The sequence below is a fragment of the Halomonas sp. I1 genome (assembly GCF_032334135.1).
Lineage (GTDB): Bacteria > Pseudomonadota > Gammaproteobacteria > Pseudomonadales > Halomonadaceae > Halomonas.
Window position 1 is genome coordinate 1 of the sequence record NZ_JAVXUS010000022.1, and the last position, 19,531, is coordinate 19,531.

Genomic DNA, 19,531 nt, shown 5'->3' on the forward strand with positions numbered 1-19,531 from the left:
CGGGAACAAGGTTTTTTTGTTTTTTCTTACAGCTTAAAGCTTATAGCTTACAGCTCCCGGCGCAGCCGGGCCGGGCGCAGCCCGGCCGGTTTTTCTTAAAGCTTACAGCTTAAGGCTTACAGCTCCGGGCAAAGCCCGGTTACAGCTACAACAGGAATTTGAACCCGACCACCATCAGCAAGGCGGCGAACGCCAGTCGCAACAGCCGCCCCGGTAGACGATGTGCCAGCCAGACACCGATTCGTGCACAGGGCACGCTCGCCAGCACGATGCCGAGGAAGGCCGGCCCCATGACATAGCCGAGCGCCCCTGGCGGCAGTCCCGGGGCTTGCCACCCCACGATGATGAAGGTCAGGGCCCCGAACAGCGCAATGGGCAGCCCGCAGGCCGAGGACGTTCCCACCGCCTGGGTCATCGTCGCCCCGCACCGAGACAGCCAGGGCACGCTCAAGGTTCCCCCGCCGATGCCAAAGAGCGCCGACACCCCACCGATCACGCCCCCGGCCAGCATCATGATGCCACGTCCCGGCGCCAGGCCTCCGGGACGTGGCCGCAAACCAAGCAGCATGCGAAGCGCCACCAGCAGCACGAAAACGCCGAACAGCGTCCCGAGCCGGCCACCCGACAGGTTGCCGGCCACGAACACACCGGCAATGGCCCCCAGCATCAGGCCGGGCAGCAGCGCCAGAAACCATTCTCGACACACGCTCCCCCGCCGAAAGTGCCCCCACGCCGACGATGCCCCGGTCACCACGATGGTCGCCAGTGACGTCCCCACCGCAAGGTGCATGCTGACCTCGGGCACTACCTGCTGGAGGTCGAAGGCGAACACCAGGGCCGGCACGATGATCAAGCCGCCGCCGATACCGAACAACCCGGCCAGGGTTCCTGCAATACCTCCCAGGGCCAGATATCCCAGCCAGAGCGCCAGGGCGCTCACGATGGGTCTCCACCTGTCTCCAGCGCGCCGGGTAACCAATGGCGTACGGTCTGCAGCAGGTCCTGGGGACGATAGGGTTTGGCCAGATAGTCGTCCATGCCGACCTGTTCGAAGCGCCGACGATCGGCCTCGCTGGCATTGGCGGTCAACGCTACCACCACGCTGCGTGGTCGCTCGGGCATCGACGCCTCGCGTTCACGCCAGGCACGACAGGTATCCACGCCATCCATATCGGCCATGAAAATATCCATGAAGATCAGGTCGATCGGCATTTCGCCGAGCCGCTGCAGGGCCTCCGCACCGCTGGCAGCGGTGATGACCTGGAGCCCCTGGCGCTCCAGCACCTGACGCGCCAGCATCAGATTGACCGGCCCGTCATCGACGATCAGTACTCTGGCACTCGGCTCCCCCTGCGGGGAGGACGACTCATCCAGTGTCTCCAGCAGTGCCAAGGCATCGGCCAGCTTTGCGCGCAACGTCTCGACGGCTTCCGGGTGACGGTGCTCGTCACCGAGAGCCTCTTCCAGTGCTGTCAGCGAGGGGATCAGCGCCTGTTGAAGGTGCCCGAGATAATCGGACTTGAGGCTCGAGGCTTCCCGCGCCCGCTCGCGCTCGGCGTCGAGGCGCTCCACCCTGCCACGTTGCGACTGCAGCTCCTCGGCCAGGCGACGTTCCGACTGGCGTGTCCGGGTCATTTCCCCCTGCCACTGCTCGATCAGTCCGTCGATGGCCGACACCATGTCATCGAGTCGCGCCATCGGCGAGCGGGACGTATCGCGGGGAACGACCGTAGCGTCGGCATGGCGGGTCAGACAATCGGACAGGTCGGCGAGGCGCGCCTCGATGTCATGCTCGCACCGACGCAGGCGCTGCTTCAGCAGCATCAGGAAGACGGCCACATTCAAGCCGCCCCCCGACAGCAGTGCCAGCAGCAGCCAGAAAGTGATACTCCAGGATGCCTCGCTCGGCATCAGCCACCAGCAGGTCAGGCCCACCGCCAGCCCCAATGCCACGAGCAGCGCCTGGGCGCACAGTACCGGCCAGAGAATGGGGGCCACCAGCCGTGACCAGAAGCGTTCCTTGCGTGCCTCGACTCGCATGATCATCCCTGTAACGGGTCGATGATGTTGGAGGAGTTTACGCCGGGAAGACGCCCCTGTCATGGCTTCGCTTCCCAGCACGCCGTGAACCGGTTAGGCTCACGACCATGTGTCTGATCGCCCTGGACTTCCGCCCCTCGGGCGCGGTGCCGCTGCGACTGGTGGCAAACCGCGACGAATTCCATGCCCGTCCGACGGCGCCACTGGGCGCCTGGGAAGGGGCACCCTCGATCATCGGCGGACGCGACCTGACCGCGGGTGGAGGCTGGCTGGCGATGCACGAGCGAGGCCGCTTCGCCGCCGTGACCAATGTCCGCGACCCTCGCCTCGACGTCGCGTCGAACGCCCCCAGTCGCGGCGCTCTGGTGCGCACCGCCCTGGAGTGCGACGACCTGCCGGCCTGGCTGGCCAACCTTGTCGAGGGAGAGGCCCTAAGCTACGCCGGCTTCAACCTGCTGGCGAGCGACGGGCAACGTCTCTGGCACCTGCATCGCGGCCTGGACACCCTCACCCTGACAGACGTCGCCCCGGGATTGCACGGGCTTTCCAACGCGACACTCGACACGCCCTGGCCCAAGCTGCTCGGTGCACGCCAGGGGCTCGCCGCAAGCCTGGACGCTCGATGGCCGCAGGATGCCTTGATGGCCTTCGCCGACACCCGCCAGGCCAGTGATGACCGGCTTCCCGATACCGGCGTGGAACGCGAGCTGGAGCGGCGTCTTTCGGCACCCTTCATCCTCGGCGCCGACTATGGCACCCGGGCCACCACCTGGCTAGCGTGGCATGCGGATGGCCGCTTCGACATCGGCGAACGTCGTTTCGGCCCGCAAGGCGTGCTGCTGGGCGAGAACCAGGTCACACGCAGGCCTTGAGTCATGCGGCCGAGTCAGTCCTTCGGCGGCAACAGGTGCCCCAGTTGCCATTCTCCCATGCGGCTGTCCAGGTGACGCCGCACCGCCAGCGGGCAATCGAGGCGCAAGGTGTCCTCGACCAGTTGCTTTGCCGCCGCCAAGGTCACTCGTCTGACGGCAGCCCTCACCTTGGGCAGGCTTGGAGCATTCATGGAGAGCGCCTCGAAGCCCATGCCCATCAGCAGCAGCGCCCCCGCCGGATCGCCGGCAAGCTCACCGCACACCGAGGCTGGCACACCAAGCTCCCGGGATTCCGCCGCCAGCCTCGCCAAGGCAGACAACACCGCCGGGTGGCAGGCGTCATACAGCTCCGCCACCCGGGGGTTGTTGCGATCGACCGCCAGCAGGTACTGCGTCAGGTCGTTGCTGCCGACCGAGAAGAAATCGACGCGTTTCGCCAGGGCGCCAAGCTGGTAGAGCGTGGCCGGCACCTCGATCATCACGCCCACCCGGGGCCTGGCCACCGCCACGCCTTCCTCGCCGAGCTCGCTGATGGCACGCTCCAGCAACCGCAGAGCATCATCGACCTCGCCGACATTGGTCACCATCGGCAAGAGTATCTGGAGATTGTCGAGCCCCTGTGAGGCCCGCAGCATCGCCCTCAACTGCACCATCAGGACCTCGGGGTGGTCCAGGGTCACCCGGATGCCACGCCAGCCCAGGAAGGGATTGGCCTCATCGATGGGAAAATAGGGCAGGTCCTTGTCGCCGCCGATATCCAGGGTCCGCATCACCACCGGCAAGGGCGCAAACCCCTCGAGCTGCTCGCGATAAAGCCGCGTCTGTTCCTGCTCCCCCGGAAAACGCTCGGTGATCATGAAGGGCACTTCGGTGCGGTACAGTCCAACGCCACCGATACGAGACTTCAACGAGGACACCGCATCCACCGCCAGGCCCGTGTTGACCATCAGCGGCATGTCATGGCCATCCGGGGTGCGGCTCGGCTGATCCTGCTCGTGTTCGAGCACCTCGGTCAGCGCCTGCTCCTCATCGATCATGCTCTGGTAGCGCCCCTCCAGTTCCTCGCTGGGGCGCACGAACAGCCGGCCGCGGTGCCCGTCCAGTACTACGCGGTTCCCGTTGAGTCGTGGCAGGGGCAGATCGACCATGCCCAGCACCGTGGGAATGCCCATGGCACGCGCCACGATGGCCACGTGGGAGGTACTCGACCCGCGTACCGACACCAGCCCGGCCAACCGATCCCTTGGAACCTCACCGAGCATGGCGACACTGATCTCGTCGCCGATCAGGATGGTGCTTTCTGGATAGACGTCCGGTGTCGCACTGGTGCCCTCCTGCAGATGGGCAAGCACGCGACGCCCGAGATCACGGATATCGGCGGCCCGCTCGCGCAGATAATCGTCATCGACACGTTCCAGGTACTGGACATGGCGCCGCACCACGTCGGCCAGCGCCCCCGGCGCCCATTGCCCCTCGCGAATGCGCTTGACCACCTCCTGGGACAACGCCGCTTCTCCCAGCATCTGTTGATAGACATCGAACAGGGCCAGCTCCTGGGTGGAAATGCGGTTGGCCAGACGCTCGCCGGCTGAGCGAATCTCGTTGCGCACCTTGTCGATAGCCTCGCTCAGGCGCTCGATCTCGTATTCTTCATCGGTGGGAATCAGGTCCGGTACGCTGTTGAGATCCGCCGGCGGTGCTATCACCACGGCCTCACCGATGGCCATGCCTGGCGAGGCCGCCACCCCGGTAAAGGTCGCCTGCCCCCCCGGCAGGGTCGGTCGATTCAGGCTGCCGGTGGCCAGGGCGTGGGCCAGCACCCCGGCGAGCTGGGCGGCCATGGTGACCAGGAAGGCTTCATCGGCTTCGTCGTAGCGGCGTTTCTCGGATTGCTGAACGACCAGTACACCCAGCATGCGACGCTGGTGAATGATCGGCACCCCGAGGAAGCTGGAATAGCGTTCCTCGCCGGTTGCTTCGAAGTAACGGAAATGCGCGTGGGATTGGGCATCCTCGAGGTTCAACGGCTCTTCGCGCTGGGCCACGAGCCCCACCAGCCCTTCCCCGACCGGCAGGGTCACATGCCCCACCGCCTGAGTACGCAGGCCAATGGTCTCCATCAGCACCAACCGATCGAGATCGGCATCAAAGAGGTAGAAGGAACACACGTCGGTGCGCATGGCCTTGCGAATACGGCGCACCATGGTCGACAGGGCGGCGTCCAGGTTGCGCGCCCCATTAACCTCGAGGATGATGCGCCGCAACACCTCGAGCATCGGCGTCCTTCTATCCATTGTTGTTGTCTCTCGCCTCGCGGAGTATGGCGCCGGGGGCTTCCCCGGCTCGTCTCGGGTCGTCAGCTCCGTTCGAGAGCCAGGCGCTGCGCTCTGGGAGACAGCTCACGCAATGCACGACGATAGACTTCGCGCTTGAAAGGCACGACCTGTCCCAGGGGATACCAGTAGCTGACCCAGCGCCAGCCATCGAACTCTGGCTTCGCCGGACCGCTGTCCATGCAGATCCGGTTCTCCCGACAGCGGATCCGAAGCAGGAACCACTTCTGTTTCTGGCCGATACACACCGGCCGGCAGTGTGTTCGCACCATGCGTCGCGGCAAGCGATAACGCAGCCATCCCCTGGTGCAGCCAAGCACTTCGACATCGTCGGCCGTCAGGCCGATTTCCTCGTACAACTCGCGAAACAGTGCCTGTTGCGGTGTCTCGTTCGACTTGATGCCTCCCTGGGGAAACTGCCACGCATTCTGCCCAACCCGACGCGCCCATAGCAGCTGCCCTCGATCGTTGGTGATGATGATACCAACGTTGGGGCGAAAGCCGTCTGCGTCGATCACGGGCTTCACCTTATGAATCCAGTATTGAAGTCATTCTTCCACAAGCGTATGAAAGGGTTCAATACGGCGAATGGCCACGCTCGAATCCGCTTCCGACGTCTGACATAATCGCGGCTCCGCCTCCCCCTCAACCCAAGAGGAATGCCGTGAGCCTCGCCATCTTCGACCTGGACAATACCCTGCTATCGATCGACAGCGACCATGCCTGGGGCGAGTTCCTGCTCGAACAGGGCGCCGTGGACCCGGTCGCCTACCGACAGGCCAATGACCGCTTCATGGCGGACTATGAAGCCGGCACCCTCGATATGCACGCCTTCCTGGAAGTCGCCCTGAAGCCGCTGGCGGACAACACGCCGGAACAACTGGCGGCCTGGCACCAGCAGTTCATGGCCAGCAAGATCGAGCCCAGCATCCTGCCCCGCGGCGAAGAGCTGGTGGCCCGCCATCGAACGCGTGGCGATACCCTGTTGATCATCACCGCCACCAATCGTTTCATCACCGCCCCCATTGCCAGGCGCCTCGGTATCGACGACCTGATCGCCGTGGAACCCGAAATGATCGACGGCCGCTACACCGGCCGGGTCAGCGGCATTCCGAGCTATCGGGAAGGCAAGGTCGAACGCCTCACGGCATGGCTGGCGGATCGCGAGGAAACCCTGGACGACGCCTGGTTCTACAGCGACTCCCACAACGACCTCCCGCTGCTGGAGAAGGTCGACCACCCCGTGGCCGTCGACCCGGACACGACCCTGCGCGACACCGCCGAAGCGCGCGGCTGGCGAATCATCAGCCTGCGCGACTGAACCGGCTTCGCCGGCTCACAGCTGTAAGCTTTAAGCCGTAAGCTGTAAGAAAGGCGCTTCGCGCCTTGGAAAACATCAAAAGCCCCGCTCAGTGGATCACTGGCGGGGCTGGTTTTTCTTAAAGCTTACAGCTTATGGCTTACCGCTGGGGTCAGCCGAGCAGATGCTCGACGGCGGCCCGCTCTTCCCTCAGCTCCTGCTCGGTGGCGTTCATCCGGTCACGGCTGAAGTCGCTGACGTCCAGGTCCTGGACGATCTCGTACTTGCCGTTCTGGCAGACCACCGGGTAGGAATACATGATGCCCGGCTCGATGCCATAGCTACCATCGGCGGGAATCCCCATGCTGACGATGCCGTCGCTGCCCAGTGCCCAGTCGCGCATGTGGTCGATCGCCGCGGAGGCAGCAGACGCAGCAGAAGAAGCGCCACGTGCCTTGATGATGGCGGCACCACGCTGCTGAACGGTGGGGATGAAGTCGTTCTCGTACCAGTCCTGGTCGACCAGCTCGAGCGCCGGCTTGCCATCCACCTTGCAATGGGCCAGATCCGGGTACTGGGTTGCGCTGTGGTTACCCCAGACGATCATGGAGTCGACGTCATTGATGTGCTTGCCGGCCTTCTGAGCCAGTTGGGTCTTGGCGCGGTTATGGTCGAGGCGCATCATCGCCGTGAACTGGCCGGTATCCAGGTCGGGCGCATTGCAGGAGGCGATCAGGGCGTTGGTGTTGGCCGGGTTGCCCACCACCAGCACACGCACATCGCGGCTGGCATGATCGTTCAACGCCTTGCCCTGCACGGAGAAGATGGCTGCATTGGCCTCGAGCAGATCCTTGCGCTCCATGCCCGGACCGCGCGGACGCGCACCGACCAGCAGGGCAAAGTCGGCATCCTTGAAGGCGACATTCGGGTCGTCGGAGGCGACGATGTCCTGCACCAGCGGGAAGGCGCAATCATTGAGCTCCATCACCACGCCGTTGAGGGCGTCCATGGCCGGCGGGATCTCGAGCAGCTGCAGGATGACCGGCTGGTCCTTGCCCAGCATGTCACCGGAGGCGATGCGGAACGCCAGGGAATAACTGATCTGGCCTGCTGCACCGGTAATGGCTATACGGACGGGGTCTTTCATCGTGGCTCCTTCGGTTGTCGCCGTGAGGATCAGCCAGGCGGGCCAGACACCCACCTCGACCAGGATTCGAACCGAGGAAATGGTATGCCTGCAGTGCACAAAACTCAATTCGACCTGAGATGGGTACAGCACCACGCAACGGCATGCTTTCCTCGACGCCGCTATGCTGAGATGATTTCGTTCTTCGCTCATGATGTTTCGTGACCCACCAGGGAAGGTCCGAATGCCGCGCCGACGCCCCGCCTCTTCCGTTCTTCTGGCCATTGCGCTTGGCCTCGCCTTGCTGCTGTGGCTCGTCTTCGGCGACCTGTCGAGCTTTCGCGATGACCCGCCGCCGTCGACAGAGGCCGAGACACCGCCACCGCCCCGGGTCGAAGTCGATACGCGCCATGCCGAACCTTATGCCCCGTCACTGGTGGTCCAGGGGCATCTCGAGGCTTACCGCGAACTCGAGCTGCGCGCTCGCCGTGCCGGGCGCGTGGACGCCCTTCCTGTCTCCCAGGGAGAAAGCGTCGAGCGCGGCGACGAGGTGCTGCGACTCGAGCAGGATGCCCTGCCCGAGCGCCTGGAACAGGCCGAGGCGGAGCTGGCCCTGGCCCGCGCCGAGCTGTCCGGTGCCCGTGGGCTACGCGATCGCGAGCTCATCTCCAATCCCGAGTTTCTGCGCCGCCAGAGCGCCGTGAGCGCGGCGGCCGCCGAGCTCGCCGACCTGCGCCAGCAACGAGACGACACGCGCCTTCAGGCGCCCTTCGCCGGCGTGCTGGACCGGGTCGACGTGGACCCGGGCGAACTGCTCCAGGCGGGCGAAAGCTGGGGGCGCCTGGTCGACGCGTCACGACTGGTCGCCAAGGCCTGGGTACCACAGCGCAAGGCCCCGTCACTGGAGCCGGGCTTGCCGGCCCGGATACGCCTGCTCGACGGTTCGACCCTCGAGGGCGAGCTCACCCATGTCGCCAGCCGAGCCGACGATGCCACGCGCAGCTTCGCCATCGAGGTCGAACTGACCAATCCCGAGCAGCGTCGCCTGGCCGGCGCCAGCGCTACCATCGAGTTGACCCTGCCGTCACGCCGCGTGCACCGCCTTTCGCCAGCCCTGCTGGTGCTCGACGAACAAGGACAGTTGGCCATCAAGCACCTGGACGACCAGGACCGAGTGGTTCGCGACAACGTCGAACTGATCAGCAGTGACGACGAGGAAGCCAGGGTCGCCGGCCTTCCCGAACGGATTCGCCTGATCACCCTGGGCGGCGGCTTCGTCGATCCCGGCGATGCCGTCACGCCGGTACCTGTCGACGAGACCGGCGCCTCGGCCGACGCGGAGCAGCCCTGATCATGCGCACGCTGATCTCGGCGGCACTGGACCGCTCGCGCACCACCCTGCTGTTGCTGTTGGCCCTGTTACTGGCGGGGCTCGCGGCCTGGCAGGCCGTGCCCAAGGAAGCCAACCCGGACATCCCCATTCCCGTCATCTACGTGTCGATGACACTGGAAGGGGTCAGCCCGGAAGACGCCGAACGACTGCTGGTTCGCCCCATGGAGCAGGAGCTGCGCAGCATCGAGGGGCTGCGCAAGTTGACCGCCCAGGCCGGCGAGGGCCATGCCTCCCTGAACCTGGAATTCGATCCAGGCTTCGACCCCGACCAGGCCCTGACCGATGTCCGCGAGCAGGTCGACATTGCCAAGACCGACCTGCCCGACGAGGCTGAGGAGCCTCGCGTCATCGAGGTCAATGTCGGACTCTTCCCGGTACTCTCCATCGGCCTTTCCGGGCCCATCGAGGAAAGCCGGCGCGTCGCCGTGGCCCGCCGGCTCAAGGAGGAGATCGAAGGCATCCCCGAGGTGCTGGAAGTGGACATCGGCGGCGACCGGGAAAACCTGCTGGAAATCGTCGTCGACCCCCTGGTGCTGGACAGCTACGGCGTCGACTTCGAGACGCTGTTCAACCGAGTGAGTCGCAACAATCGACTGGTGGCGGCCGGCAGCCTGGACACCGGCGCCGGGCGCCTGGCACTCAAGGTGCCCGGGGTGATCGAGCAGCTCGAGGACGTGATGAAAATGCCGGTCAAGGTGGACGGCGACCGGGTCGTGACCTTCGGTGATGTCGGCTGGATCCACCCCACCTTCAAGGACCCGCAGGGGTTCGCCCGCATCGATGGCCAGCCGGCCCTGGTGCTGGAAATCTCCAAGCGTGCCGGTGCCAACATCATCGCCACCATCGAGTCAGTGAGCGACCTGCTCGACGAGGCCGGTGGCATGCTGCCCGAGGACCTCGACGTCACCACCATCATGGACCAGTCCGAGATGGTCGAGTCGATGCTCTCGGAACTGCTCAACAACGTCCTCACCGCAGTGGTCCTGGTGCTGATCGTGATCCTCGCCGCCATGGGGCTGCGCCCCGCCCTGATGGTCGGGCTGACCATTCCCGGGGCCTTTCTCACCGGCATCCTGCTGATCTGGGCGATCGGCTTCACGCTCAACATGGTCGTGTTGTTCGCCCTGATCCTGGTCGCCGGCATGCTGGTCGACGGCGCCATCGTCGTCAGCGAGCTGGCCGACCGCCACCTGCGCCAGGGGCAGGCACCACACGACGCCTGGATCAATGCCGCCAGCCGGATGAGCTGGCCGGTCATCGCCTCCACGGCCACCACCCTGGCGGTCTTCATCCCCCTGCTGTTCTGGCCCGGCGTAGTGGGCGAGTTCATGAAATACCTGCCGGCCACGGTTATCCTCTGCCTGCTGGCTTCCCTGGCCATGGCCCTGGTCTTTCTACCCACCCTGGGCGGCGTATTCGGCGCCCGCAGCGGTCAGGCGCTGAGCGATATCGAACTGATCACCTCCGGTGGTCGTCTGTATCGCGCCCTGCTGGCTCGACTGCTGACCCGACCGGGTCTTACCCTGCTGGTCGCCCTGCTGCTGATGGCGCTGACCTACACCGCTTATGCTCGCTTCAATCACGGCGTGGAATTCTTCCCCAGCGTGGAACCCGACAGCGCCCAGATCCTGGTGCACTCCAGAGGCGACTTCTCCGCCCGGGAGAACGACGCCATCGTCCAGCGGGTCGAAGCGCGCCTCGCCGGCATGAGCGAGATCCAGGCCCTCTATGCCCGCTCCTTCTCCAATCCCGACCAGCAGCTCGGTGCCGATGTCATCGGGGTCCTGCAATTCCAGCTGATCGACTGGCACGAACGGCGACCGGCCAGCGATATCCTCGCCGACATGGCCGAACGTACCGACGACATCCCCGGCGTGAGACTGGAATTCCGCGAGCAGGAGCAAGGGCCGGCCGCCGGCAAGCCCATCGTGCTGGAAGTCGGTGCGGCCACCACCGAACAGGCCGCATCGGCCGTGGCAACGCTGCGCCAGGCCATGAACGAGCTCGGCGGCTTCCGTGACATCGAGGACGACCGCAGCCTGCCCGGCGTGGAATGGCGCGTCAGGGTGGACCGCGAGGCCGCCGCTCGCTTCGGCACCGATGTGGCTACCATCGGTAGCGCCGTGCAACTGCTCACCACCGGCCTGCAGGTGGCCAGCTACCGCCCCGCCGGCGTCGATGACGAAGTCGATATCCGGGTGCGCCTGCCGGAAAATTCACGTTCCCTGGATCAACTCGACCGCTTGACGCTGAACACGTCCCGCGGCCAGGTGCCAATCTCGAACTTCGTCAGCATCGAGCCGGCCCCCAAGGTCAGCACACTGCATCGCATCGATGGTCGCCGCGCGATCACTCTGGAGGCGGATGTCGCGGCAGGTGAACGGCCCGACGAACGCCTTCGTGCCTTGACCGAGGCCATGGAAGAACTGCCCGACGGGGTCAGCGTCCAGGTCGCCGGGGAGCAGGAAGATCAACAGGAAGCCATGAACTTCCTGGTCACGGCTTTCCTGGTGGCGATCTGCCTGATGGCGCTGATCCTGGTCACCCAGTTCAACAGCCTCTACCAGACACTGCTGGTGCTGTCGGCCATCGTCTTCTCCACCGCCGGCGTGCTGATCGGCCTGCTGGTCAACGGGCAGCCTTTCGGTATCGTCATGGTGGGCATGGGCATCATCGCCCTGGCCGGCATCGTGGTGAACAACAACATCGTGCTGATCGACACCTTCAACCAACTGCGAACCGAAGGCCTGTCGCCGGTCGACGCCGCCCTCCAGGCAGGTGGATTGCGCCTGCGGCCGGTACTGCTTACCGCCGTGACCACGGTGCTCGGCCTGATGCCGATGGTGCTCGAGATCAATGTCGACCTCTTCACCCCCAGGCTCGGCCTGGGCGCCCCCTCGACCCAATGGTGGGGACAGCTATCCAGCGCCATCGCCGGCGGCCTGACCTTCGCCACGGGACTGACGCTGCTGCTGACACCCTGCATGCTGGTGCTCGGGCCAGGAGGGAGGAAGAGCCGTAAGCTGTAAGCCGTAAGCCGTAAGCCGTAAGCCGTAAGCCAGGATGTTGCTACCCAGCAGGCCAGTGAAAGGGTTTTTCTTAAAGCTTACAGCTTAAGGCTTACAGCTCCGGGCGAAGCCCGGTTACAGCTCCGGGCGGGCCTTCAGGCCCCGGGCGAACTTCCGGCATGAAGTTCGGCACTGGCGGCGTCGGGGGCGTGGGCAGCGTGCAGACGGCCGATCAACCGGTCTTCCAGGGAGAAGCGTTCGGTGAGGCCTTTCTGCAGGCGGTCGAGCCAGGCAGGCAGACGGGCCATGTGGTATTCGCAGCGCGTGGCGCTGGCATAGTCCTCGTCGAAGGACAGCACCAGTTCGGTGGACATGTCGAGGCGTTCCAGCAGGCTATCCGCCAAGGCCAGGGCGGCATTGTCCTCGAACGCCTCGGCTTCGGCCCGCAACTGGGGGTAGACCTCGAAGTGACCGGCGCTAATGTAATCCATCAGCAACTCGCTGAAGGCATCGATGCGCGCCTTGCTCAAGGTCTCGAGGTCGGCGTCGCAGGTCTCGTGGAGTTCGCGGAAATTCGTCAGCAATGCTCGCCGCTCGGCGAGCCAGCGATCGATCAACTGATGAACGCCCCCCCAGCGTTCCTGCGCGTTCTTGCAGTCTTCCAGCATGGGTGTCTCCCTCGAATGAACCGCCGACCCTGGAAACAGACTCACCTTTGCCGGAGACACTGTCAATCCCGACCTGGCACCCCTTGCCAACGATAGCCGTGATCGCGACGCAAGGACTTCGCCAACAGCCCCAGAGGGACCAGCATCAGCACCACGAATCCGATCAGCGTCCAACCGGGCAGCGACAGGCCCAACAGGCTCGCGCCAACCTCGGCGCACTCGCCGGAGCCGGTCAGCACCGTGGCCAGCACCTCGCGCAGCGGCAGGATCTCCATCATGTAATCCAGCCCCGGGCCACAGCTCGGCACCTGATCCGCCGGCAATGACTGCAGCCACAGGTGGCGACCGGCCAGACCGATACCGGTACCGACCGCCACCAGCCCCAGAAGCCCATAGATCGCCGCACCGGCACGTCCCCTGGGGTCATGCCAGGCGGCCAGCGCGAAGATGACCCCGGCAGCGACCACGGCCACCCGCTGGAAGATACACAGCGGACAGGGCTCCAACCCCGCCCCATGCTCCAGCCCCAGGGCTACCGCCATCATCAGTACGCAGAATGCCAGCCCCGCCAGGCCCCACCGACGCACGCTCCACTCCTCGAGCTCCATGATCATGATTGGCCTCCTGCGGCTCGCAATGGCGTCAAGGCCCGGGACTCGCGGGCACGATCGAAATAGTCGGCCAGGAAATCATCGAAGCTTTCATGCTCCGCCGACTCGATGTCTCCCTGCTGTTGATGGGAAGTCTCCACCAACTGGTCAAAAAGCGCCGAACGAGCCGGCCCGATGGGCTCGCCTCCCAATTGCTCGGACTGCTCCCGTGCCAGGCTCATGATGACATCGACGAATTCCTCGCCGTCGCTCTCCAGGCACCCCAGCAGGCGGCCGGAGGGGGTCAGGGACGGATCATCGAGCCAGGGTGTCAGCTCGGCCAGCGCCTCGGCGTGCGGCGCACCGTCTTCCAGCCGGTCGAGCAGCGTGGCCACCTCGCGCAGCTCGGCGAAGATGTCGTGCCCCCAGTCGGCGATGGTGCGCTTGCGGCCATGATGGTCCAGGCGCAGTTCGGGATCGCGCCCGCGCGATACCACCAGCCGGCGGTTGTCATCCAGGTGCTCGCATTCCTCGTCGCTGATCCAGGGGCTTTCCGAGAGCAGGCACCACATCAGGAAGGTATCGACGAAGCGGCTCCGGGTCGCATCGAAGCCCAAGGGATCGAAGGGATCGAGGTCGAGACAGCGCACCTCGATATACTCGACGCCCCGCGCTTCCAGCGCCTGGCTCGGCGTTTCGTCGTGCCGCGCGACCCGCTTGGGACGAATGTCGCTGTAATACTCGTTCTCGATCTGCAAGATATTGGCATTGAGCTGTCGCCAACCGTCGCCATCGCCTTTCACGCCCATGGCGCCATAGTCGGGCCAGGGGGTCGAGATAGCATGACGCAGGGTGTTGACGTAGTTGGACAGCGAGTTGAAACAGATCTTGAGCTGCGACTGTACCTTGTTCTGGTAGCCCAGGTCGGACATCCGCAGGCTGGTCGCGTAGGGTGACACCAGGGTGTGCTCACCGTGGGGCACGAGCCCCTCGGGTACGCGTCCGTCGGGCAGGAAGCTGCGATCCACCGCCGGCGAGGCGCCGAACAGATAGAGCAGCAGCCAGCTGTGGCGACGGAAATTACGAATCAGGTCGAAGTAACGCGACGAACGATAGTCCTGCATGGACGTCTGCTCATCGCCATCCAGTGTCTTGAGCAATGCCCAGAAATCGTCGGGCAGAGAGACATTGTAATGAACCCCGGCGATGGCCTGCATGATGCGCCCATAACGCACATCCAGCCCCTTGCGATAGACATGCTTCATCATGCCCACGTTGGAACGGCCGTAGTCGGCGATGGGAACGCTCTCGTTGCCGTCGAGCCGGGCCGGCATGCTGGCCGGCCAGATCAGTTCACCGTCCAGACGACGATAACTGAACCGGTGCAGGTCGGCGAGAAACGCCAGGGCATCCTCCGGCCGACAGTAGACCGGCGTGATGTACTCGAGCAGCGCCTCGGAATAGTCCGTGGTGATATGCGGATGGGTCAACTTCGAACCGAAGTCGGCGGGGTGCGGCGTCTGGGCGATGCGGGCCTCGGCATCGACGCGCAACCCCTCCTTCTCGATACCGCGGCGCAGACGGCCGAAACGCCCCTGGCTGGCCGGCCCGCTGAGTCGTTCGATGAGGGTGGAGAGCGATTCGGACAAGATGACACCCCATGTCGTAGCGGCCGGTTGGCCGGCTTCCCGGTTATCGGTAGGGCACCGCGGCACCCCTGGAATTTCAGATTATGGCGCCGAAAAACGGCGATTCAAGGTTTCGACGTCGCGAGCTTCGAGCTTCGAGCTTCGAGCTTCGAGCTTCGAGCTTCGAGCTGCATATCGTAGCTCGTGGACCAAGGCGCGGCATCAAGGTCTTGTACGAAAAGTCGGCGAGCGAAGGTGAGACAAGGCGAAATCGGTCGAGAAAGCGCAGTTTACAAGGAGTAAATGAGCATTTTGAGACCGATTTCAACACCGTATCACCGAGTGCAGACACTTTTCGTACAGACCTTAGCTATCGCGCTTGGCCTTGAGCAATGCCGCCCCCAGCGCCCCCACCTGGCCCTCGCCCTGAGCGTCCTGCCCTTTCGACTTGCCGCCTCCCTTGCGAGGAGGCTTGCCACGACCACGGGACTCGCCGCCCTTGCGCGGCCTGTCGCCCTCGGCCTCGCCCGGCTGGTCGTCGAGACGCATGGTCAGACCGATACGCGAGCGTTCGAGGTCCACGCTCATGACCTTGACCTTGACGATATCACCGGCCTTGACGACCGAGCGGGGGTCCTCGACGAAGGTGTTGGACAACGCCGAGATATGCACCAGGCCGTCCTGGTGAACACCGATATCGACGAAGGCGCCAAAGTGAGTGACGTTGGTCACGCTACCTTCCAGCACCATGCCGGGCTCCAGGTCCTTGAGGGTCTCCACCCCTTCGCGGAACTCGGCGGCACGGAATTCAGGACGTGGGTCACGACCGGGCTTGTCCAGTTCCTTGAAGATATCGTTGACAGTGGGCACACCGAAGCGCTCGTCGGCAAAGTCGGAAGCCTTGAGCGACTTGAGGGTCGAACTGTCGCCGATCAAGCCGGCCAGTTCGCGGCCACTGCGACTGGCGATACGTTCCACCAGTGGATAGGCCTCGGGGTGAACCGCACTGGCATCCAGCGGGTTGTCGCCATCCATGATCCGCAGAAAGCCGGCACACTGTTCGAAGGTCTTGGGACCGAGGCGGCTGACGTCCAGCAACTGGCGACGCGAGCGGAAGGCGCCTTCGGCGTCGCGGCGGGACACGATGTTCTCGGCCAGCCCGGCGTTGAGGCCGGCCACCCGCGACAGAAGAGCCGAGGATGCGGTATTGAGATCCACCCCCACGGCGTTGACGCAATCCTCGATCACGGTCTCCAGGCTGCGCGAAAGCTGCACCTGGGAAACGTCATGCTGATACTGGCCGACGCCGATGGACTTGGGCTCGATCTTGACCAGCTCGGCCAGCGGGTCCTGCAGGCGGCGGGCGATCGACACGGCGCCGCGAACGGTCACATCGAGGTCCGGCAGCTCGCGGGACGCGTACTCCGACGCTGAATAGACCGAGGCACCAGCCTCGCTGACCATCACCTTGGAGAGCCGGCGCGTTCCGGTCATGGCCTTGACCAGCTCGCCCGCCAGCTTGTCGGTCTCGCGGCTGGCGGTGCCATTGCCCACGGCGATCAGGGCCACATCGTGGGCGTCCACCAGCCGAGCCAGTTCGGCCAGTGACTCGTTCCACTGGTGGCGTGGCGCATGAGGGAAGATGGTCGACTGACCCAGGAACTGGCCGGTCGCACTGACCACGGCCACCTTGCAGCCGGTCCGCAGGCCGGGGTCGATGGCCAGTGTCGCCTTGGCGCCCGCCGGCGCCGCCAGCAGCAGATCCTTGAGGTTGGCGGCAAAGACACCGATGGCCTCAGCCTCGGCGCGCTCGCGCAGGCGTCCCATCAACTCGGTCTCGAGGTGGGTATAGAGCTTGACCCGCCAGGTCCAGCGCACCACTTCGGCGAGCCAGCGGTCGGCGGCACGCCCTTGATCACGAATCTCGAAGTGCCTGGCGATGGCCACCTGAGCCGGATGCACGGCGGCCTCTTCCTCGCCCGGCAGGCGGATGACCAGCGACAACACGCCCTCGTTGCGACCACGGAACATGGCCAGGGCACGGTGCGAGGGCACCTTGGCGATGGCCTCGTCATGTTCGAAGTAATCGGAGAACTTGGCGCCTTCGCGCTCCTTGCCCTCGATCAGCCGAGCACTGAGCATGCCTTCGCTCCACAGCCGCTCGCGCAGTTGGCCCACCAGCTCGGGATCTTCGGCGAAACGCTCCATGAGGATCTGCTTGGCACCGTCCAGTGCCGACTTGGCATCCTCGATGGCCGGGATATCGCCGTCCGCTGCACGCAGATAGCCGGCGGCCTGTTCTTCGGGGGACAGGGTCGGATCGGCAAGCAGCGCTTCCGCAAGGGGTTCCAGACCGGCCTCGCGGGCGATCTGTGCCTTGGTGCGACGCTTCTTGCGATACGGCAGGTAGAGGTCTTCCAGACGCTGCTTGGTATCGGCGGCACGAATGCTCGCGGCCAGCGCCTCGGTCAGCTTGCCTTGCTCGTCGATGCTGGCCAGTACCGTCTCGCGGCGCTCTTCCAGTTCGCGCAGGTAGCCCAGGCGCTCCTCGAGCTGTCGCAGCTGGGTATCGTCCAGCCCTCCGGTCGCTTCCTTGCGATAACGAGCGATGAAGGGAACGGTGGCACCGCCATCGAGCAGTTCGACAGTAGCCGCCACCTGGGGCGCGCGAACGCCGAGTTCCTCGGCGAGGCGATCAATGATCTTGGCTTGTGCGTCCATGTAGTCCTTGGCAATCCAGGTCCAGATGATCGCGACAAGGTATCACAAGCCCGACGCTGACGGCAGACATGCAGGCCAACCTGCTCCCCGCCCCTGAATTCTCGAGCCATTATTCACGGTTCGTGGCTCGAAACCCAACGCATACGAGCGGCGAGATGCGAGATGCGAAACCCGAAAACCCAGCTCGTAGCTCGAAACACAAAGCATACGAGCAGCGAGATGCGAGATACGAAACCCGAAAACCCAGCTCTTCGCTCTTCGCTCGCAGCTCGCAGCTCGCAGCTCGTGGCTCGTGGCTCAAGCATTGAAGTTGAGCATGCGCTCCAACGGCTTGAGCGCGCGCTGTCGCAACGCCTCGTCGACGAAAATTTCGCCGCTGGCATTGCGCAAGGCGCCAGCCAGGTTGTCCAGGGCGTTCATGGCCATCCACGGACAGTGGGCGCAGCTCTTGCAGGTCGCGCCATCGCCGGCCGTGGGAGCCTCGAAGAGCGTCTTGTCCGGCACCGCCTGCTGCATCTTGAAGAAGATGCCCCGGTCGGTGGCCACGATCAGTTCCTGCTGGGGCAGTTCCTTGGCGGCCTTGATCAACTGGGAAGTAGAGCCCGCGACATCGGCCAGCTCGACCACCGAGGACGGTGACTCCGGATGCACCAGGACCGCGGCGTCGGGATACAACCCCTTGAGATCCTCCACGCCCTTGGCCTTGAACTCCTCATGGACGATGCAGGCACCATCCCAGAGCAGCATGTCGGCACCGGTCTTGCGCTGAATGTAATGGCCAAGGTGCTTGTCCGGCGCCCACAGGATCTTCTCGCCGCGCGCCTGCAGATGCTCGATCACGTCCACGGCGATGGACGAGGTCACCACCCAGTCGGCACGCGCCTTCACCGCCGCCGAGGTATTGGCGTACACCACCACGGTACGGTCCGGATGCGCATCGCAGAAGGCCGAGAACTCATCGGCCGGGCAGCCGATATCCAGCGAACAGGTCGCCTCTAGGGTCGGCATCAGCACGCGCTTCTCCGGCGAAAGAATCTTGGCCGTCTCGCCCATGAAGCGCACACCGGCCACCACCAGGGTATCGGCCTCGTGGCGGGCGCCAAAGCGTGCCATCTCCAGGGAATCGGCGACACAGCCGCCCGACTCTTCGGCCAGTTGCTGAATGGCATCGTCGGTGTAGTAGTGGGCCACCAGCACGGCATTGTTGGCCTCGAGCAGTCGCTTGATCTCCTCGACGCGCGCTTCGTCCTCGGCGGGAATACGGGTGGGGCAATAGCGGCGTGCCAGCTGTTCGCGCAGCTCGGCACGGGAAGTCATGATCGTCATCGTGTCTACCACTGTGACCGGCAGGGGCTCCCCCTGCGTTACACCAGGTGCCGGGACTCGCGCGCTCCGCACGGCTCGACACACCAGAGGGTCAACCATTGCGTCTACCGCTGTGGTCGACCCGCGCCGCTTGCGGCCGACTCGCTCTCCGCGACCATCGGTGCAAGAAAAATGACGTCTTTCGATAATGACGCCGACACGCCCGGGTTGCAAGCTTGACGGTCACCGGCATGCATTGCGGTTCGATGGCCGCCAACGAAAGCGCCCCCGGCTCGAAACGAGACGGGGGCGCGATATCTGGTGGGTCGTGTAGGATTCGAACCTACGACCAATTGGTTAAAAGCCAACTGCTCTACCAACTGAGCTAACGACCCAGCATGGCCATAATGGCCAACACAGGTCCGGATGGTGGGTCGTGTAGGATTCGAACCTACGACCAATTGGTTAAAAGCCAACTGCTCTACCAACTGAGCTAACGACCCCTGCCGAACGGGTGCACATAATACGGATAGGACCGGTGGCTGGC

At 64.6% G+C, this 19,531-nt stretch carries 14 protein-coding genes and 2 tRNA genes; 4 read left to right on the forward strand and 12 right to left on the reverse strand.

What is annotated here, in order from left to right; translation table 11 throughout:
* Window positions 1-145 precede the first annotated feature (145 nt).
* A complete protein-coding gene (locus RSO41_RS16735; protein WP_315620370.1) occupies window positions 146-940 on the reverse strand; it encodes a sulfite exporter TauE/SafE family protein in 795 nt (264 codons plus the stop codon).
* Complete coding sequence (locus RSO41_RS16740; protein ID WP_315620371.1) at window positions 937-2,040, reverse strand: response regulator; 1,104 nt, start codon at window positions 2,038-2,040, stop codon at window positions 937-939. The genes RSO41_RS16735 and RSO41_RS16740 overlap by 4 nt, the downstream gene beginning before the upstream one ends.
* Before the next feature lie 107 nt (window positions 2,041-2,147).
* On the opposite strand from RSO41_RS16740, the gene RSO41_RS16745 reads away from it, so the two are divergent.
* The gene (locus RSO41_RS16745; RefSeq protein ID WP_315620372.1) at window positions 2,148-2,912 is read left to right on the forward strand and encodes an NRDE family protein; all 765 of its coding nucleotides are present in this window, start codon (window positions 2,148-2,150) and stop codon (window positions 2,910-2,912) included.
* Window positions 2,913-2,926: 14 nt separating this feature from the next.
* Here the strand turns inward: RSO41_RS16745 and ptsP are convergent, their stop codons facing one another.
* Window positions 2,927-5,188: a phosphoenolpyruvate--protein phosphotransferase gene (gene ptsP, locus RSO41_RS16750; protein ID WP_315620410.1), complete on the reverse strand. Its 2,262-nt coding sequence runs from the start codon at window positions 5,186-5,188 to the stop codon at window positions 2,927-2,929.
* Window positions 5,189-5,268: 80 nt separating this feature from the next.
* Window positions 5,269-5,763, reverse strand: a complete 495-nt coding sequence (locus RSO41_RS16755) for an RNA pyrophosphohydrolase (RefSeq protein ID WP_275288585.1) — start codon at window positions 5,761-5,763, stop codon at window positions 5,269-5,271.
* A gap of 146 nt (window positions 5,764-5,909) precedes the next feature.
* Between RSO41_RS16755 and RSO41_RS16760 the strand changes: the two genes are divergently transcribed.
* Entirely contained in the window at window positions 5,910-6,566 is a 657-nt protein-coding gene (locus RSO41_RS16760; RefSeq protein ID WP_315620373.1) for an HAD family hydrolase, read from the forward strand.
* A 151-nt stretch (window positions 6,567-6,717) separates the two neighbouring features.
* On the opposite strand, the gene RSO41_RS16765 is transcribed toward RSO41_RS16760, so the two are convergent.
* On the reverse strand, window positions 6,718-7,692 hold the full coding sequence (locus RSO41_RS16765) for a malate dehydrogenase (protein ID WP_315620375.1): 975 nt from the start codon (window positions 7,690-7,692) through the stop codon (window positions 6,718-6,720).
* A 223-nt stretch (window positions 7,693-7,915) separates the two neighbouring features.
* On the opposite strand from RSO41_RS16765, the gene RSO41_RS16770 reads away from it, so the two are divergent.
* Window positions 7,916-9,022, forward strand: coding sequence for an efflux RND transporter periplasmic adaptor subunit (locus tag RSO41_RS16770; protein ID WP_315620377.1), 1,107 nt, complete (start codon window positions 7,916-7,918; stop codon window positions 9,020-9,022).
* Between the two features lie 2 nt (window positions 9,023-9,024).
* Window positions 9,025-12,093 carry an efflux RND transporter permease subunit gene (locus RSO41_RS16775; protein WP_315620378.1) on the forward strand — a complete coding sequence of 1,023 codons (3,069 nt, stop codon included), beginning with the start codon at window positions 9,025-9,027 and terminating at the stop codon, window positions 12,091-12,093.
* Window positions 12,094-12,227: 134 nt separating this feature from the next.
* On the opposite strand, the gene rsd is transcribed toward RSO41_RS16775, so the two are convergent.
* The 7 genes from rsd to RSO41_RS16810 all read right to left on the reverse strand — a co-directional run bounded on the left by rsd (window position 12,228) and on the right by RSO41_RS16810 (window position 19,487).
* A complete protein-coding gene (rsd, locus tag RSO41_RS16780; RefSeq protein ID WP_285918909.1) occupies window positions 12,228-12,740 on the reverse strand; it encodes a sigma D regulator in 513 nt (170 codons plus the stop codon).
* Window positions 12,741-12,802: 62 nt separating this feature from the next.
* Window positions 12,803-13,354 (reverse strand): disulfide bond formation protein B, encoded by a 552-nt coding sequence (locus RSO41_RS16785; RefSeq protein WP_315620379.1) that lies wholly within the window; start codon window positions 13,352-13,354, stop codon window positions 12,803-12,805.
* On the reverse strand, window positions 13,351-14,979 hold the full coding sequence (gene gshA / locus RSO41_RS16790) for a glutamate--cysteine ligase (protein ID WP_315620380.1): 1,629 nt from the start codon (window positions 14,977-14,979) through the stop codon (window positions 13,351-13,353). The genes RSO41_RS16785 and gshA overlap by 4 nt, the downstream gene beginning before the upstream one ends.
* Before the next feature lie 345 nt (window positions 14,980-15,324).
* Window positions 15,325-17,679, reverse strand: a complete 2,355-nt coding sequence (locus tag RSO41_RS16795) for a Tex family protein (RefSeq protein WP_315620381.1) — start codon at window positions 17,677-17,679, stop codon at window positions 15,325-15,327.
* Window positions 17,680-17,976: 297 nt separating this feature from the next.
* Window positions 17,977-19,005: a quinolinate synthase NadA gene (gene nadA / locus RSO41_RS16800; protein ID WP_315620382.1), complete on the reverse strand. Its 1,029-nt coding sequence runs from the start codon at window positions 19,003-19,005 to the stop codon at window positions 17,977-17,979.
* 298 nt (window positions 19,006-19,303) lie between these two features.
* Window positions 19,304-19,379, reverse strand: a tRNA-Lys gene (locus RSO41_RS16805).
* A 32-nt stretch (window positions 19,380-19,411) separates the two neighbouring features.
* Window positions 19,412-19,487, reverse strand: a tRNA-Lys gene (locus RSO41_RS16810).
* Window positions 19,488-19,531 lie beyond the last annotated feature (44 nt).

Excerpts from the sequence above, each read along its gene's own strand:
- RSO41_RS16740 (WP_315620371.1), bottom strand. The coding sequence starts at position 2,040 with ATGCGAGTCGAGGCACGCAAGGAACGCTTCTGGTCACGGCTGGTGGCC.
- RSO41_RS16745 (WP_315620372.1), top strand. The coding sequence starts at position 2,148 with ATGTGTCTGATCGCCCTGGACTTCCGCCCCTCGGGCGCGGTGCCGCTG.
- ptsP (WP_315620410.1), bottom strand. The coding sequence starts at position 5,188 with ATGCTCGAGGTGTTGCGGCGCATCATCCTCGAGGTTAATGGGGCGCGC.
- RSO41_RS16765 (WP_315620375.1), bottom strand. The coding sequence starts at position 7,692 with ATGAAAGACCCCGTCCGTATAGCCATTACCGGTGCAGCAGGCCAGATC.
- RSO41_RS16770 (WP_315620377.1), top strand. The coding sequence starts at position 7,916 with ATGCCGCGCCGACGCCCCGCCTCTTCCGTTCTTCTGGCCATTGCGCTT.
- RSO41_RS16775 (WP_315620378.1), top strand. The coding sequence starts at position 9,025 with ATGCGCACGCTGATCTCGGCGGCACTGGACCGCTCGCGCACCACCCTG.
- rsd (WP_285918909.1), bottom strand. The coding sequence starts at position 12,740 with ATGCTGGAAGACTGCAAGAACGCGCAGGAACGCTGGGGGGGCGTTCAT.
- RSO41_RS16785 (WP_315620379.1), bottom strand. The coding sequence starts at position 13,354 with ATGATCATGGAGCTCGAGGAGTGGAGCGTGCGTCGGTGGGGCCTGGCG.
- RSO41_RS16795 (WP_315620381.1), bottom strand. The coding sequence starts at position 17,679 with ATGGACGCACAAGCCAAGATCATTGATCGCCTCGCCGAGGAACTCGGC.
- nadA (WP_315620382.1), bottom strand. The coding sequence starts at position 19,005 with ATGACGATCATGACTTCCCGTGCCGAGCTGCGCGAACAGCTGGCACGC.